A 17,127-nucleotide genomic window follows, 5' to 3' on the forward strand; every position below is an offset into this window, starting at 1 on the left:
AGTCCCACAGGTTCAGCGAAACTGGAATCAGATCCCAATCACATCCTTTTTCTTTTTTTGCTTCATCGTCTTTGGAATTACTTCCAGGATCTCTTCTTTCAACGCATTTAGCGTTCTTTTCTTAATGAAGTTCTTATGGGTAACCAGGCTAATCTCGCGAACCGGCTCTGGCGATTTAAAATAGCGCACCTTGCTCAGCTGTTTGTTGCTGAGTTCTTCTAAGGCGAGTTCTGGTAATAAGGTAGCGCCGTTATTGATGTCAACCATCCTTATCAGCGTTTCTACACTGCCCGTATTGTAGGTGAGACCCTGAAGCCTGTTCTGTTTGGTAGACCGGCAGATGTTCAGTACCTGTGAGCGCATACAATGCCCCTCATTGAGCAACCAGATATTCTCATCCTCCAGGTCGTCCGCATCTATCGTTTTTTTCTTATACAGCTTACTGTTCTTCGAAATATACGTTACAAAATTCTCGTAATAAAGGGGAGTTTCAGTGATGGCATTATCTGCAAGCGGCGTCGCCAGAATTCCGCAATCCAATACACCGGTCTTCAGGTGATGAATGATGTCTTCTGTGGTATATTCCCAAATCAGTAAATTCAGATCAGGATACTTCTCCATCATTGCTGCAATTACCTTGGGCAAAAGATAAGGCGCTATTGTAGGGATAATACCTACTTTAAGCTCTCCAACCACGTCCATTTGCTGGCTGCTGATGATCTCTTTGATCTTCTGGCTTTCCTGCAATACGATGCGGGCCTGTTCAATCAGCTGCGCACCGATTTCGGTAGGGATCACCGGCTGTTTGCTGCGGTCAAAGATCTTAACGTTCAGCGTTTCTTCGAGTTTTTGCACCTGCATGCTTAGGGTCGGCTGTGTTACAAAACATTTTTCAGCCGCCCCAACAAAACTTCTGTATGTATCCACTGCTACGATATATTCCAGTTGTACTAAAGTCATATAGCTAAAGTTTATTTTCTTTAGCAAATATATCAATTTTAGCTATTTGATCCGGCTATTGTTAAACAAATGATACAGGGATCACCGATAATTGGAATGAGAATAAATAGAATCCGTTAAACGTGTTTCTCTAAAAAATCCTGATAAGCCAGTTTAATGCCTTCTTCCAGTTCAATCTGATGTTTCCAGCCCAGCTCATGCAATTTAGATACGTCCATTAATTTGCGCGGGGTACCGTCTGGTTTGCTGCTGTCAAATGTTAACGTACCTTCAAACCCAATAATACGTTTGATCAGCAAAGCAAGGTCCTTAATGGTTAGGTCTGTTCCGGTACCAACATTAACAAAACCTGCATCGTTGTAGTTCTGCATCAGGAAATAACAGGCTTCGGCAAGATCATCAGCAAAAAGAAATTCACGCATAGGTGATCCCGAACCCCAAATGGTTACTTCAGGAGTGCCATTAACTTTTGCCTCATGGAATTTGCGGATCAGTGCCGGTAAAACATGAGAGTTTTGAGGATGGTAATTGTCATTATATCCGTATAAGTTAGTTGGCATAACGGAAATAAAGTTACATGCATATTGGTCACGGTATGCATCGGCCATTTTGATGCCTGCAATCTTTGCAATGGCATAAGGCTCGTTCGTTTCTTCCAGCAAACCGGTAAGCAGATATTCTTCTTTTAACGGTTGCGGAGCAAGTTTAGGGTAAATACAGCTGGAACCCAGGAACATTAATTTTGTTACCGAATTTTGATAAGCCTGGTGGATCACATTGTTTTGGATACAAAGATTTTCATATAAAAAATCTGCCCTGTAGGTATTGTTCGCAACTATACCACCAACTTTAGCTGCAGCTAAAAAAACATACTCAGGTTTCTCCGCTTCAAAGAAGTCTTTAACAGACTGCTGGTCGCGTAAATCAAGCTCTGCCGATGTGCGGGTAATGATGTTACTAAAACCTTCTTTAATAAGTTTACGATAAATTGCAGAACCAACCATTCCGCGGTGTCCAGCTACGTATATTTTTGCGTTTTTTTCCAATGTCTGTTAATAGTTTATACAAAAATAGTAAATAGAATCAACTACAGTGTTTGTGAATGAATTTTAAGTTGCTGATTTTATCTAAATTTGCATAAAAATAGTAGTTGTGGGTAAAGATAAGTTAAGAAAGTTTTCAGAAATAGACACATTTCCCAATGTTTACCAGTTAGAAGCTGGTAAAGAATTGAAAGGGAACTGGGCTTCAGGACATTTTAAGAATGACAATCCAATTGTTTTAGAGCTGGCTTGCGGTAAAGGGGAGTATTCTGTTGGGCTAGCCAAAATGTTCCCGGAAAAAAACTTTATTGGAATTGATCTAAAAGGGAACCGCATTTGGAGAGGGGCACGTACCGGTGTAGATGAAGGGATTGCCAACCTTGCTTTTTTAAGGATCCAGATCGAGGATATTGTTGAATACTTCGGGGAAAATGAGGTAGAAGAGATTTGGATCACTTTTCCAGATCCGCAGCCTCAGGACAGCCGGGAGAAAAAGCGGTTAACATTCCCTGGGTTTTTAAATAAGTACAAAACATTTCTGAAGCCCGGAGGTAAAATAAATTTAAAAACGGACAACGACGGTCTGTATCTTTATACCGTTGAAAAAGTGGAAGAACTCGGGTTAAACTGTTATAAAAAAACAGATCAGCTTTATACTTCTGAATTTTATGATGCTGTGCTTTCTATTAAAACGCATTATGAAAGGATCTATTTAAAACACGATAAGAACATTAACTATATTCAGTTCTCTTTATAATGGAACAAACATTCTACGACCAGGTATTTGAGGTAGCCAGGCTGATTCCAAAGGGCAGGGTAACCTCTTATGGGGCTATTGCCAGGAGTTTGGGCTCTGCAGGTTCTGCGCGTATGGTTGGCTATGCAATGAATGCAGCCGGAACGGCACACCCTCCGGTTCCCGCGCACCGGGTAGTAAACAGCAGCGGTCTGTTAACCGGTAAGTTTCACTTTACGCCACCAGAACTGATGCAGGAGTTGTTGGAGCAGGAAGGAATAACAGTTAAAGAAGATAAGATCCAGAATTTTAAAGCACTTTTCTGGGATCCCCTTACCGAACTTTAATTCTATTTCTTCATGGCATTATAGGCAGATACAAAGGCCCTGACCAACTTTGCATCAAAGGTCTCTGTCGCATTGATCCGCTCAGCAAGATCCTCATCGTTATTTAACTTTTGAAGCAGGATAGATTTGATCTGCTGGTTCTTTCCGGCAGAGTTTCCGCCGTCAGCAGGGATCTCCAGCATCGGCCCTGTGCCAAATTTCTCAATAAAATAAGTTTCAGGTACAACCCGTTTAACAGGTTCTGCACTGCCGTTCCTGTTGCCGCCAAAGGTAATCCCTCCGCCAACACCAACACCGCCAAAACCTCCAGATCCGCCTCCAATGCCTATAGATGGTCTGATCCTGGCACGTTTAGGCTGAACTTCTTCCACTCCGGTGGCTCCGCCAAATGCATATAAATTTACCGTTCCCTGTTCGATCAGCTTAAAGAAACGAAGCTCCATCTTTTTCTTAACCAAAACGGGTTTGCTTACATAAGTCTGGCCATTCCATACAAATTCTTTGATGTCTTTGGCTTTATACAATGAAATGGTTTCGTCTTCATTCTTGAGTGCAACATTAGAGAAATCTGTGCCCTGAATGGTTCCGCGGATAAAGTTACCCTCCGAAATGACTATAATATCCTGTGCATTTGCGGCCAGTGCTGCAATAAAAAATAGACCGAAGAATAAGTATGCTTTTATTGATCTCATAAGAATCAAATAACGTAAAATATTAGCTATTTGTTATGGATAGTGTATACAATTATTTAAGCATTATTTGATGTGATCAGCGGAGTATTGCTACCTTTATCGGAGTAACATTGAACAGATATGAAAAAACTCTTCCTTCTTGATGGTATGGCGCTGATTTACAGAGCGCACTTTGCATTAAGTAAAAACCCAAGATTTACCTCCACGGGTATCAATACATCAGCAGTAATGGGGTTTGCAAATACCCTAATGGAAGTATTGAAAAAGGAAAATCCTACACATATAGCGGTGGTTTTTGATACCGATGCCCCTACAGAGCGGCACATCGATTTTGAAGCCTATAAGGCACACCGTCAGGCAATGCCGGAAGACTTATCTGCGGCACTTCCATATATTTTTAAGCTGATCGAAGGATTTAAGATCCCGGTCATCACAAAAGATGGCTTTGAGGCGGATGACATCATTGGGACACTGGCAAAAGAAGCTGAAAAACAAGGCTTTACCGTGTTTTGTATGACCCCGGATAAGGATTTTGCACAACTCGTTTCTGAAAATATCTTCATTTATAAACCCGCTCGTATGGGGAATGAAATGGAAATAATGGGCGTGCCTGAAGTCCTTGCCAAATGGGAGATTGAAAATGTACTGCAGGTAATTGATATTTTAGGACTTTGGGGCGATGCGGTAGATAACATCCCTGGAATTCCTGGAATTGGAGAAAAGACAGCCAAGCTTTTAATCAAACAATACGGCTCTATTGAGCGCATCATAGAAAATGCCCATGAACTAAAAGGCAAACAACGGGAGAATGTGGAGACCTATGCGCAGCAAGCCATGGTTTCTAAAAAACTCGCCACAATTATCCTGAATGTACCTGTAGAATTTGATGAAAGCACCCTCATACTTGAAGAACCAAGCAGGGAATTGTTAGAACCCCTGTTTGCTGAACTCGAATTCAGAACCATAGGAAAACGGGTTTTTGGTGATGGTTTCAGTGTGAACGATTCCAAATCAAATGGCTCTCAGCAAATTGATCTTTTTGGAAATGCCGTAAACGAGCCGGAAAACAGGTCTAAAACGTTTGTTGCACCGCCTTCATTATTCGAACAGCCACAGGCAAAAACGATAGAGAATACCCCCCATGATTATAAACTGGCAGATACACCTGAACTGCGCAAGAACTTAGCTGATCTTTTAATGCAGCAGGAAAGCATCTCCTTTGATACGGAAACCACCGGAACGGATGCAAACCTTGCAGAGCTGGTCGGCCTGTCTTTCAGCATCAAGCCGGGAGAAGGATATTATATTCCGGTTCCGGCAGACCGCGATGGGGCCTTACTTATTTTAGAAGAGTTTAGGGGCGTACTGGAGCATGAAAAGATAGCCAAGATCGGACAGAACATCAAGTACGATATGCTTATATTAAAGTGGTATGGAATCTCTGTTAAAGGGATCTTATTTGATACCATGCTTGCCCATTATTTAATTGATCCGGATACACGCCACAATATGGACGTGCTGTCAGAGAACTATTTAAATTATTCGCCCATCTCGATTACTGCGCTGATTGGAGCTAAAGGAAAAGGCCAGGGAAACATGCGCGATGTTCCTGTAGAAAAGGTCATTGATTACGCAGCAGAAGATGCAGATGTAACCTTGCAGCTTGCCAATGTGTTCAGGCCGATGCTCAAAGATTTAAATGCCGAAAAGCTCGCTATGGACGTAGAAAACCCATTGATCTACGTGCTTGCAGATATAGAAAAGGAAGGTGTCCGGATTGATATGGATACCCTCGTGGCCTATTCTAAAGAGCTGGAACTGGATATCCGGAAATTTGAGCAGAATGTGTACGATAAATGCGGAATTAAATTCAACCTGGCTTCACCAAAACAGCTTGGAGAAGTCTTATTCGATAAGCTGCAGCTGGATCCTAAAGCAAAAAAAACCAAGACTGGTCAATACCAAACCGGGGAAGATGTTTTGCTGGCCCTGGCCCATAAAAGTGATATTGTTCAGGATATTTTAGACTTCCGCCAGCTTCAGAAGTTAAAATCTACCTATGTGGATGCATTGCCATTACTGGTAAATCCTAAAACGGGCCGGGTACATACCAGCTATAACCAGGCCGTTGCTGCAACAGGCCGGTTGAGCTCTAACAATCCAAACCTGCAGAATATTCCGATCCGTACCGCACGCGGAAGAGAGGTAAGAAAAGCATTTATCGCGAGAGATGAGAACCACATACTGTTATCTGCGGATTATTCCCAAATTGAACTCCGCATCATTGCCGATATCAGTAAGGAAGAAAATATGCTGGATGCGTTTAATAAAGGAATTGATATCCATACCGCTACAGCAGCCAAAGTATACGGAATAACGATTGAAGAGGTAGACAGTACCCAAAGACGCAATGCAAAAGCAGTAAACTTTGGGATCATTTACGGACAGTCGGCATTTGGATTATCCCAAAACTTAGGCATCCCAAGAAAAGAAGCCGCAGAAATCATAGAACAGTACTTTGCCCAGTATCCGGGCATCAAAAGATACATGACCGATACCATGAACTTTGCACGTGAAAATGGCTTTGTTGAAACCATCCTTGGTCGCAGAAGGTATCTCCGTGACATCAATTCTGCCAATCAGACCGTTCGTGGATTTGCAGAGCGAAATGCAATCAATGCACCAATACAAGGTTCAGCAGCAGACATGATCAAAGTAGCCATGATCAACATTCATAAAGACATTCAGGATCAGAATTTACAATCCAAAATGACCATGCAGGTGCATGATGAGCTGGTCTTTGATGTGTTGAGATCGGAAGTGGATGCCATGAAGAAGATCATTGCTCACCGCATGAAAACAGCCATTCCAACAACAGTACCCATTGAAGTAGAGATTGGTGAAGGTGATAACTGGCTGGCAGCACATTAATTGGCAAAAAGTGATCCTGTTAAAAAAATCATTTCTGCAAAAAGAGATATATTGTTCGCCTCCTCAAATCTTTGGTCCTGAAAAAGGGCAAAAATTTGCATGTCGTCTCACAGCATATCTCTTTTTGTAAAGTAGGTATCTGGTAATTATAGTCCAGGGATCGCTGCCAATGCAAGTAACCGCAATTCACCATTTTTCTTTTGTTGACAGTAGATTATTTATGTTGCCGGAGATCATTTATTTTGAATGCGTTCTCCTATTGCTTTGTGTTAAAATTTATATATTTGTTTAACGGAGCCTTAACCAAATATACCAAATGAACTTTTTTTATGCAGGCTAAACAGGTTTCATTGTGGACGGACGAGCAATTGATCGACCTGCTTAAGCAGGATGATGAAGCGGCTTTTCAGCGCATTTACCGTAAGTACGTTTCCAAACTGTACGCCTCCGCCTATAATCTGCTGCGTGACCCGGTCGCCTGCGAGGAAATTGTACAGGAACTATTTATCCAGCTTTGGATTAAACGACATGAACTGGAGATCAAGAACCTGAATTCCTATCTGTATATGGCAACCAGAAACAGGGTGCTTATGGGATTACGAACGAAGAAAATAGCGCTCGACAACGATGCCCTGGAATTCCTGGAATCTAATTATTCATCAGATAGCCTGATCAGAGAGAAACAGCTCAACAGAGAAATTGACAATGCGATCCTGAGCCTGCCTGAAAAGTGCAGGGAAATTTTTATCCTCAGCAGGAAGCAGCAGCTCTCCAACCGTGAAATCGCTGAATTGATGAATATCTCCGTTAAAACAGTCGAAAATCAAATCACCAGGGCCCTTCAAAAGCTTCGGCACTCCTTAAAATATTACCTGCTCGTGATTGCCATCTGCCCATGGATGATCAAATATTTCTTTTAATCTAAGTTTTATTAAAAAAAATTAGATTCTGGTTGGGGGTAGCGCCTCTTTTCTGCATCATACAGTTAATAGCCAAATATGAATCTAACCAAAAAGATTGCAGATCAAATCTGTAAATACTACGAGGACCTGGAAATGAACGCCGGAAAAATCAGCCCTGAAATGTCGTCAGACCTTCAGGAGGAACTGGTATATGAGCGTATTATGCAGGGCATTGCGCATCGGGAAAAAGCCAAATACCGGTTCAGGAAAATCTTTGCAGCTGCATGTGCCGCAGTGGTCATGTTTGCGCTGCTCATTACTGGCTATCATCAGTTAAGTCCGTCAAAACCTATAGAAAATCAAGTTACGATGCGTACTGCAGTTGCCCTTAAAGGCCGTGTAATACAACTCACCCTGATGGATGGTACCGTGATCTGGCTCAACTCAGGTACTAAATTGACCTATCCAACGTCCTTCAGTAACCATACCCGTGAGGTTACGCTCGATGGAGAAGCCTACTTCCAGGTAACCCACAATCCAAAAAAGCCTTTTCTGATTCATACCAGCCGGTTAACGACCAGGGTGCTTGGTACAAGTTTTAACATTAAGGCTTACCAGGAAGACCGCGAGATCCAGGTTGCCGTGTTAACAGGCAAGGTAGGGGTAACGCATCTTGCATCTGAAGGACAACGTTCAGAAACTAAACTCCTGATGCCGAATGAACGGATTACCTATAATAAGGAAAATCAGCACATGAGCGTGGAAAAAATGACAAGGACAGAAAACCTGATTTCCTGGAGAACAGGAGATCTTCAATATGATGAAGAACCGCTTGGTACGATCGTAGCAGATCTGCAGCGGAAATATTCCATAAAGATTGGCATCAGTCCGGCACTCGAAAAGCGCAGGGTTACCGTTGATCTCAATAATGAAAGTATTAAAAAGGTAATGGTCATCTTGTCTGAGGTAACAGGGGCCAAAATAATAGAAACCAAAGAAGGCTTTATTTTACGTAAAAACACACAACCAGAGTAATCTAAATATTCACCAAACGAGCCACCATATGACCTAAAAACCTACCTGAAAGAAAAACCCCGTCCTAAGAAAGGACAGGGTATATTAAGTAAGCCCAAAACCAAATTTGCCTGCGACGTCGAAATCTTACAGCAAATAGGGCAATTTTCTTACAATTAATCCAACTAAATTATGGAAAAATCTCTATACAAGCATAGAGTAATTCAACGTGTTTTATCATTTATGAAATATACCATTGCTGTCATCATGATACTTTGCGGTTTTTTCACTGTTGCTACCGCAACTCACACTTACGGACAGAAAATATTAGATAACCAGGTAAGCCTTAGCCTGAAGAAAGTAAACTTAAAGAAGGCACTGGATCAGATCGCCGCAGAAGCCGGGGCTAAAATTGCCTATGGTGACGGGATCATAGATCAATCTATAATCATTAACCAGGATTTTGACAAGGTTAAGCTTGGCAAGGTGCTGGAAAGATTGCTTTTTCCCAATGACATTAACTTTTCCGTAGTTGACAATGTGGTGATCTTGAAAAGATCAGTTCAAAGTAAATTTGTGAACAAGATCATTCAGGGAATGGTGGTAGATTCTGCAGGTATACCTTTGCCTGGAGTATCTATCCTTGTTAAAAACAGGCGTAATATCGGAACCACTACCGATGTGGATGGTAAATATCTGATCAATATCCCGGATGATTCCCCTACTTTGGTTTTCAGCTTTGTTGGATTCGTAACCCAGGAAGTTTCTGTAGGATCGAGATCTACGCTCAATGTCATCCTGAAAGAAGTTAAGGCAGACTTATCTGAGGTTGTTGTTGTGGCTTATGGTACCCAGAAAAAGGCCAACGTGACAGGGTCTGTAGTCTCAGTGGGCACCGCAGATCTGCTCCGTACGCCAACAGCCAGTTTAACCAATAGTCTGGCAGGCCGGCTTCCGGGGCTGACCACCGTGCAGAACAGCGGAAATCCTGGTGACGATGGATCGGTGCTTAACATTCGCGGCTTTGGTACGTATCAGGGTAAAGATCCATTGGTACTGGTTGATGGTATTGAGAATTCTATAGACCGTATAGATGCCAATGAAGTTGAATCTATTAGTCTTTTAAAGGATGCAGCGGCCACGGCGGTATTTGGAATGAAAGGGGCAAACGGCGTATTGCTGGTGACCACCAAAAGAGGTCAGGCCGGAAAACCTGTAGTATCCTTAACATCCCAGGTATCTGTACAGTCTCCGGTGCGGCTTCCTGAATACCTGGATTCCTATGATGCGCTTACCTTATTCCGTGAGGCACTGAACAATGATAATCTGAATGCCAATCTGTATACTGATGAATATATCTCGAAGTTTCGTGACCGCAGCAACCCAACCTACCAGTACCTGTATCCGAATGTAGACTGGCATGAAGAATTGCTGAAACCCAATTCCCTGATGAACCAGACCAACTTAAACGTAAGCGGAGGTTCTGCCACGGCCAGGTATTTTGTGTCCATGTCTTACCTTGGGCAGGATGGTTTGTATAAGTATGACGATCTGAACGACTACAATATCAATGCTTATATGAATAAATATAATTTCAGAAGCAACGTTGATATTAACATTACAAAACATTTGAGCCTGGAGATCAACCTGGCCAATGTGGTTCGCGAGCGGAATTATCCAAATGAGGACACCAATACATTTTGGTCAGAATTGAGAAATACACCATCTTATCTGTATCCGGTATCCAATCCTAACGGCTCTATACCTGCAAAAAAGGATTTACCTCCAAGTCCATACGGACGACTCACGCAATTTGGTTACCGCCGGTTGTTTGAAAATACACTTGCCGCTATTGGCGGTTTCAACTTGCAGCTTCCTTTTGTAACGGAAGGTTTGAGCTTTAGGACCCGTTTTGCTTTTGATGCACAAAGTTACCGCGACATTACACGTCAGCGTAATTACTCTACCTATAGGTTTACCATTGATGAGAATCAAACGGATTTGAGTAAGGGTGTATATGAAGAGATGAGTACAGGTGATGGATTGCTCAACTTTGCAGTTTCATCCAATGCCAGCCGCAAGTCTACCTATGAGGCCTATCTGAATTACGATCGTACCTTCGCCTCAAAACATGCCGTGACGAGTATGATCCGGTACAACCAAACCCAAAGATTTACAAATGCAGGTGATCCAATCGGGGCATTGCCTTACAAACAGCTCGGCCTGGTAGGAAGGGTCAACTACGCCTATGACCGTCGCTACGTGCTGGGTTTTGATGCGGGTTACAATGGTTCTGAAAATTTTAAAGGAGGACGGAGAATGGGCTTTTTTCCCGCAGTTTCGGCTTCATGGATAGTATCTAATGAATCCTTTTTAGAAAATTCAAATGTCTTCAACCTGCTTAAATTAAGGGCATCTTTCGGTACTGTCGGCGTAGACAACAGCGTGGGCAGGTTTGCCTACCTGAGTACCTGGGCAACTGGCGGCGGCAGCGGCTACCGCTTTGGAAAGGATGCTGATGGCAATAGCTACAGCAGTGCACAGGAAAGTGCCTCTGGTAATGAATTCCTGACCTGGGAAAGGGCAAGGAAAACAAATATTGGTTTAGATGTGGAACTATTCAAACAAACCATTGTATTTACTACTGATGTGTTCCAGGAAAGACGTACACAGATCCTGACCGAAGCGAAGATCATTCCTGACGTTTCAGGGATCCAGAGCCTCCCTGCCATCAATGCCGGTATTGTAAGTAATAAAGGTTTTGAAACAGAACTGACCTGGCGTAAGGTCTTTGGAAGGAGTTCGGCCATGCTGCGCGGATCTTATTCTTATGCAACCAATAGAATAGATTATGCTGCCGAGCCCAATTATAAACTTGCTTACCGGGGAATGAAAGGTACGCAGATCTTTGAAGTACAGGGTTTAACTGCCCTGGGGCTCTTTAAGGATCAGGCAGATATTGCCAGCAGCCCGGTGCAGCAATTTGGTGCCGTACGGCCCGGAGATATCAAATATTTAGACCGCAATGGCGATGGAGTGGTCAATACCCAGGATGAAGGATATTTGGGAGAAATTGCAAGGCCTAAATCAATAGTCGGACTTACCGCTGCCTTTACCTTCAGACAGTTTGATTTAAACGTACTGTTCCAGGGCGCTTATGGTGGTACCAGGTGGCTTGAGGGTACTTCTGCCTGGGCTTTCGCATCAAACAGTTCAATTCTGTCAGACTATTTGGTAAACCGTTATACAGATGCGAATCCCAATCCAAATGCCAGTTATCCAAAATTGACTTCTTCCAATAATGTAAACAACAACAGAAGATCTACCTACTGGCTGCGCTCATCTAATTATTTAAGGCTGAAGAATGTAGAAATAGGCTATACCCTGCCAACACAATTGATAAAAAGGGTCAGGCTAAGTAATGTCAGGGCATTTGCCAATGGCCTGAACCTGTATACCTGGGACAAACTCAAGATCTTTGATCCGGAGACTTCCGACAGCTTTGGAAATTATCCGCAGCAACGGGTAATCAATTTTGGTTTAAGAGTAGCTATGTAAAGAAATAAATATGAAAGCGATAAAAATATTACTGCTGTCGGGACTGTTAATCATTACGGTCTCCTGTAAAAAATACCTCGACGTTGTGCCCTCTGAATATATCACAGAAGAAGATGTCTTTAACAATATAAATTTAGCTGAACAGGCATTAGCGCGTTTATACAATGCGCTGCCGAATGACCTGGGCGCTAACATCACCGCCTATACGGATGAAAGTTACCACCATTGGTTTGACTCTGGTGAAGCTACAGATGCCTATAAATATAACCTGGGGAGCTGGAGTAATACGGATAATCCGCTGGGTAACTGGTCTGGAAAATACCAGGACATCAGACGTGCCAATATCTTTATTGCACACATTGATGCTGTGCCAATACCGTTGGACCGGGCCGACTATTATGCCATTTGGAAACCGCGTTATAAAGCAGAAGCCCGTTTTTTAAGAGCACAATATTATTTTGAACTGTTCAAAAGGTACGGTGCGGTGCCGCTGATCACTACCAGTGCTGATATTGATCCGGCAGATATTGAAAATACGTTGGTTTACCGCAATTCGGTGGATGAAGTAGTTGATTTTATCGTCTCTGAATGTAATGCCATCGCAGCCGAACTTCCGTTGAACCATGAAGATGCTCAGATTGGCAGGATCACCAAAGGTGCTGCACTGGCACTGAAGTCCAGAACCTTACTTTATGCAGCAAGTCCGCTCTTTAATGGAAACCCATTGTATGCAGGGATCAAAAACTCGGATGGCAAAGCACTGTTTAGTGCGGTATACGATAAAGAGAAATGGAAAAAAGCTGCAGACGCAGCCAAAGAGGTGATTGATTTGGGAATTTACACACTTTACAATCCCTTTCCGGCTAACCCGGTGCAAAACTATGCCGCCCAGTTTTATACCAGGGACTACACGGAAACCATCCTGCCAAAGATTATTGTTAACGGTACAGGCTATGACGGTTCCATCCTTCCGAATGGGCCACCCTTTAAAGGAAGCGGCAAGTTTACCCCGCTGTTAGAATTTGTGAATGCTTATGAAATGAACAATGGCTATCCAATTGGCGAAAGCGGGTCTGGATACATACCAGAAGGAACCTGGGCTGGTCAGCTTTGGGACGGTCTGAAGTTTCAAAACGTATCGAACATTTCGAACATGTATAAAAACCGCGATCCGAGATTTTATGCCTCGGTATTCTTCCAGTATTCGGTATGGCGTTTTGATGCGATGAAGCGACCAGTTAAACTGGCCTGGTGGGGTGCAGGTAACGGACAAACGGACGGTTGGGCAACCAGCAAGGGAGGAACAAACCCATGGGGGCATAATATCCGCAAATTCCTGAGCCCTGATTATGACAGGAATGCAAATACAGGAACAGGAAGACGGAACTTTCCAATATTCAGGTTGGCCGAGATCTACCTGGACTATGCGGAAGCCATGAATGAATACCGCGCACAACCTGATGCAAGTGTTTATCAATACATCAACCTGGTGAGAAACCGCGTATCTATGCCTGCGCTGCCTGTTCTTGCGTCAGACAATACGCAGGATGGTATGCGTAAACGGATACAGAATGAAAAACGTGTAGAGCTGGCATTTGAGGGCAGCCGTTTTTGGGATGTGAGAAGATGGCTGATTGCTAAGTCAGTTGACAATGCAGCGGTAAATGTGCTGAATGCGCGGCCTTCAGTTGCTGAGCTTACTGCTACAGGCCTGAATGTGACGAGTGAGGCTGCGGGAGTTGCCGTGTTGTATAAAGCCACTGTCATTCAGACAAGGGTCTTTACCGATAAGCATTACCTAATGCCAATTCCGCAAACGGAAATTGACAAGGATCCGAATTTGGTTCAGAATTATGGCTGGTAAACCAGCTTTGTTTGGTTAATATAAATGTGAGATTCCCCTGGCCTGATATTGGTCAGGGGATTTTTTGTGACATAAATAAATGCTGGAAATTAGATTTTAGCTTTAAGCAGCAGTTTCCCGCTTTGGTTTGTAGCGGGCAGTGTAATACAAACAAGTCCCGGGTAGGGCTGTGTAATGGCTACAGGTTTACCGGCAAAAGATGCTTCATAGCTATGTTCAGGTTTGAGGCAGATCATCAGACTCCTGGGATGCGCTGCTGTGGCCTGATCAAAGCTCAGGTCTCCTTCATAACCCGATAGGTCTGCGCTAAATTTGCCCCGTTGTTGAAAGATCTCAAAACCAGTTGTCAGGGTTCCTGATTTATAGCCTGCATTAAACCAGCTTAAAACTGGTGTAGATAGGCCAGAGAATTGATGCCATCCTGCACCGCGGCCACTTTCAGATAGAAAATGCTCAAATGTATAATAGGAGTTACTGGTTTCCTTTTCAAACACTTCCAATCCCTTTTGCGCAATTTGCATGGCCAGTTCCGGTTTACCCAGGTCCAGCATGGTTTTCCACATGAACCATTGGTGCGGCATCCATACTGAACCATTCCAATATCCATCCTTGCGGTAGTAAGGTGCCGCCTGGTCTACTACGCCTATTCCGCTTGGTGTCCACATGTGTTCAGCCGAAAAGATCTTCTTTAAAAGCGAGGCTTGCTGTTCTGGAGTACAAATGCCGGAGAGGAGGGGATAAGCACCATCGAGCCCCATATTGTAGTCACTGCCATCAGCATAGGTAAAAGGACCGGCAGGCATTCCGGCAGCATCATGGCGTACATAGCTGAAATATCCGCTTTTGGAGTTCCACGAATATTTTTGCAGGGCCTCTGTAAATAAAGCGATGTCTTTATCATAGGCGGCCACATCGCTGCGTTTATCTGTCTGTTGGGCTACCATACGCAGGATTTTGGCAAAACGGATACATTGTGCAGTGGTGATTACAGGCGTAACGGATGATTCCAGCCTTTGCTGATGCACCCCCGATTGAGCCGGGTAATCGTCCCAGCCTCCGGAATTATAAAAGTAGTCCCAGGTTTTAAGCAGGTTAGAGGACATAGTTCGTGTCGACGAGCTACCCAATCTGCCAGAAAGGAAACTGTAATACTGTTTAAGACGCGGATAGAAATAGTCGAGCACCGCTTTTGATTGGGTTTTGTTCCAAAGATCCAGGAAGGCATATATCTGTACTGGTACTGGTGAACCATGGTGGATAAAAGCCGATTGACTACCTGGAGCCGTAGTATAGGCATTGATGCATTCAATGGCGCGATTGATGTCGGTTTCATTGAGCCCTAAAGCAATAAATCCCGAATCCCAGGTATACAGGCTATTCCACCATTTGCCTGGAGTAAAATGCCGGATGTAATTCCGCTGTGTGTATATCGGGTAAACGACATTTTCCAGTAATGCTGCTTTCAGCCTTTGCTGGCTAAACTGGTAGGCTGCACCTGAAGGTAATATCAGATCTGATGGCGTAGCCTTGATAACACCTTGTTTTAACTGCTCAAAGCTTTGTAATGTCGCATTTACCCGGGCAGCATCATCCCCATGGGTAATCAAGCATTGTAATACTTTTTCACTTCCCGCAGGCAACTCGACTGGCCTGATGAAGACGTTTTCAAAATGACCTTTGCCATTTCCGTTCAGGATACTGTCGACATGGTTGTGTACCATTTTTCTGAAATAAACATCCAGCTCATCATTTCTGACTTCGCGGATCTTAAATAAGGCATCATCCCAGGTCATTCCATAATAGCCGGGTGCATCGCGGTATTTAAGCAGCAACTGTCGTTTTTTCGGGTTGCCAATAATTTCTGGTTGTGGTTTTCTACTATTTTCCTGCAGGGTTATTTTTTCAACCTTGTTCGTACTTAACAACAAGCCATTCAGCTCAACTGCATCTCCGCCAATTGAACGCAAATTAAGGATAGAACTGCTTTTTGCATCAAATGGTACTTCCAGTGTAGCCAGCTTGCCCATGCCTTTAAGCGTAATTTCCTGGTTTATGGCGCCGGAAAGTTTAAACCTGGTCGCTGCATTTTCGGATGAGCGGTAAAACAGGGTCACATAACCTTTTTTCATCGCAGGCGCAAGTGCATAACTGACCTCCTCACCCGCTGACCGGCCAAATTTGCCCAATGCAGAACCGTCAAGATATTCAGCACCACGAACTTCTCCTTTCATAAGGCCATCTGTAACCAGGTTGTCCTTTGGCTGGGCTGCGGCAGATTTTAACGATATATAGTCTACCGCATTGATCCAGGTACTGCCGGAAGGTTTTAGTAATCTTTGTTGCGGCCAAATTTCTGGATAGGCGATCCAGCTCATCAGGTTGAGCACTAGGTTTTGCGGCAGTTCGGTATTGTTCACACATTTGACCGTGGCAATAACACTATGCTTGTCAACCACCTTGTAGGTGACATCAACATACACCCGATCCTTCCATTCCAGCTCATAACGGTAACCATAAATTTTGGCTTGCGGATCAGCATCCCATGGAAAATAACCCGACTCAAACAATACATTTGGAATCAATACCTTATTGCGATAATAACCAGGCATTACAGAAAAGTCAAACCGCATACCCGAAGGCATATCCGGAATGTGCGAAATACCTGCATACTGTTTGGAATATGGCCCCCAGTCACCAATCTGCACATCGTGCGAATTTTCAAGTGCTTTTAGCGCAGATGCACTGATGCCAGGAACTTGTGCATAACCGGATTCTCCAAACAGGGCTAAGGCTATCGCTGCCAGAATGATGCGTCTCTTCATCTTGCTAAAATAATTAAACTTATTAACTCCTGTAGAATCAATTACCGTTTAATTAACGGACGAAAAACAATGGATGTTTTTAATTTAGCTTAGTAATCAAATTTCTAAAAGGTGCTGTATACCCTAAGTATGCCCTAAGAATTGCCGTTTTAATTCAACTTAATAGTCACCATGTTTTAAAATTCGCATTAACGTCTTCCGGATAAAAATTATCTTAAAAACAAAAAGAGATATGTGGTAAGACGACATGCAAATGTT

General features: G+C 43.3%; 11 protein-coding genes. 7 read left to right on the forward strand and 4 right to left on the reverse strand.

Annotated elements, in window-relative coordinates:
* Positions 1–27 precede the first annotated feature (27 nt).
* Together ATK78_RS08815 and fcl are read right to left on the reverse strand one after the other, a co-directional pair.
* Positions 28–960 carry a hydrogen peroxide-inducible genes activator gene (locus ATK78_RS08815; RefSeq protein ID WP_133575722.1) on the reverse strand — a complete coding sequence of 311 codons (933 nt, stop codon included), beginning with the start codon at positions 958–960 and terminating at the stop codon, positions 28–30.
* Positions 961–1,076: 116 nt separating this feature from the next.
* Positions 1,077–2,006, reverse strand: a complete 930-nt coding sequence (gene fcl, locus ATK78_RS08820) for a GDP-L-fucose synthase (protein ID WP_133575723.1) — start codon at positions 2,004–2,006, stop codon at positions 1,077–1,079.
* 106 nt (positions 2,007–2,112) lie between these two features.
* On the opposite strand from fcl, the gene trmB reads away from it, so the two are divergent.
* Together trmB and ATK78_RS08830 are read left to right on the forward strand one after the other, a co-directional pair.
* Positions 2,113–2,760, forward strand: a complete 648-nt coding sequence (trmB, locus tag ATK78_RS08825; RefSeq protein ID WP_133575724.1) for a tRNA (guanosine(46)-N7)-methyltransferase TrmB — start codon at positions 2,113–2,115, stop codon at positions 2,758–2,760.
* Positions 2,760–3,086, forward strand: coding sequence for an MGMT family protein (locus tag ATK78_RS08830; protein ID WP_133575725.1), 327 nt, complete (start codon positions 2,760–2,762; stop codon positions 3,084–3,086). The genes trmB and ATK78_RS08830 overlap by 1 nt, the downstream gene beginning before the upstream one ends.
* A 2-nt stretch (positions 3,087–3,088) precedes the next feature.
* Here ATK78_RS08830 and ATK78_RS08835 read toward each other — a convergent pair whose 3' ends face one another.
* The gene (locus ATK78_RS08835) at positions 3,089–3,778 is read right to left on the reverse strand and encodes a hypothetical protein (RefSeq protein ID WP_133575726.1); all 690 of its coding nucleotides are present in this window, start codon (positions 3,776–3,778) and stop codon (positions 3,089–3,091) included.
* Positions 3,779–3,898: 120 nt separating this feature from the next.
* Here ATK78_RS08835 and polA point away from each other — a divergent pair, with 120 nt between their 5' ends.
* From polA to ATK78_RS08860, 5 genes are all read left to right on the forward strand, one after another.
* Positions 3,899–6,709, forward strand: a complete 2,811-nt coding sequence (polA, locus tag ATK78_RS08840) for a DNA polymerase I (protein WP_133575727.1) — start codon at positions 3,899–3,901, stop codon at positions 6,707–6,709.
* A 329-nt stretch (positions 6,710–7,038) separates the two neighbouring features.
* Positions 7,039–7,629, forward strand: a complete 591-nt coding sequence (locus ATK78_RS08845) for an RNA polymerase sigma-70 factor (protein ID WP_133575728.1) — start codon at positions 7,039–7,041, stop codon at positions 7,627–7,629.
* A 78-nt stretch (positions 7,630–7,707) separates the two neighbouring features.
* On the forward strand, positions 7,708–8,646 hold the full coding sequence (locus ATK78_RS08850; protein ID WP_133575729.1) for a FecR family protein: 939 nt from the start codon (positions 7,708–7,710) through the stop codon (positions 8,644–8,646).
* A 171-nt stretch (positions 8,647–8,817) separates the two neighbouring features.
* Positions 8,818–12,183: a SusC/RagA family TonB-linked outer membrane protein gene (locus ATK78_RS08855; RefSeq protein WP_133575730.1), complete on the forward strand. Its 3,366-nt coding sequence runs from the start codon at positions 8,818–8,820 to the stop codon at positions 12,181–12,183.
* Positions 12,184–12,193: 10 nt separating this feature from the next.
* Complete coding sequence (locus tag ATK78_RS08860; protein ID WP_133575731.1) at positions 12,194–14,047, forward strand: RagB/SusD family nutrient uptake outer membrane protein; 1,854 nt, start codon at positions 12,194–12,196, stop codon at positions 14,045–14,047.
* A gap of 89 nt (positions 14,048–14,136) precedes the next feature.
* Here the strand turns inward: ATK78_RS08860 and ATK78_RS08865 are convergent, their stop codons facing one another.
* Positions 14,137–16,869, reverse strand: a complete 2,733-nt coding sequence (locus ATK78_RS08865) for an MGH1-like glycoside hydrolase domain-containing protein (protein ID WP_133575732.1) — start codon at positions 16,867–16,869, stop codon at positions 14,137–14,139.
* Positions 16,870–17,127 lie beyond the last annotated feature (258 nt).

The sequence above is a fragment of the Pedobacter metabolipauper genome (assembly GCF_004362715.1).
Taxonomy (GTDB): Bacteria; Bacteroidota; Bacteroidia; order Sphingobacteriales; family Sphingobacteriaceae; genus Pedobacter; species Pedobacter metabolipauper.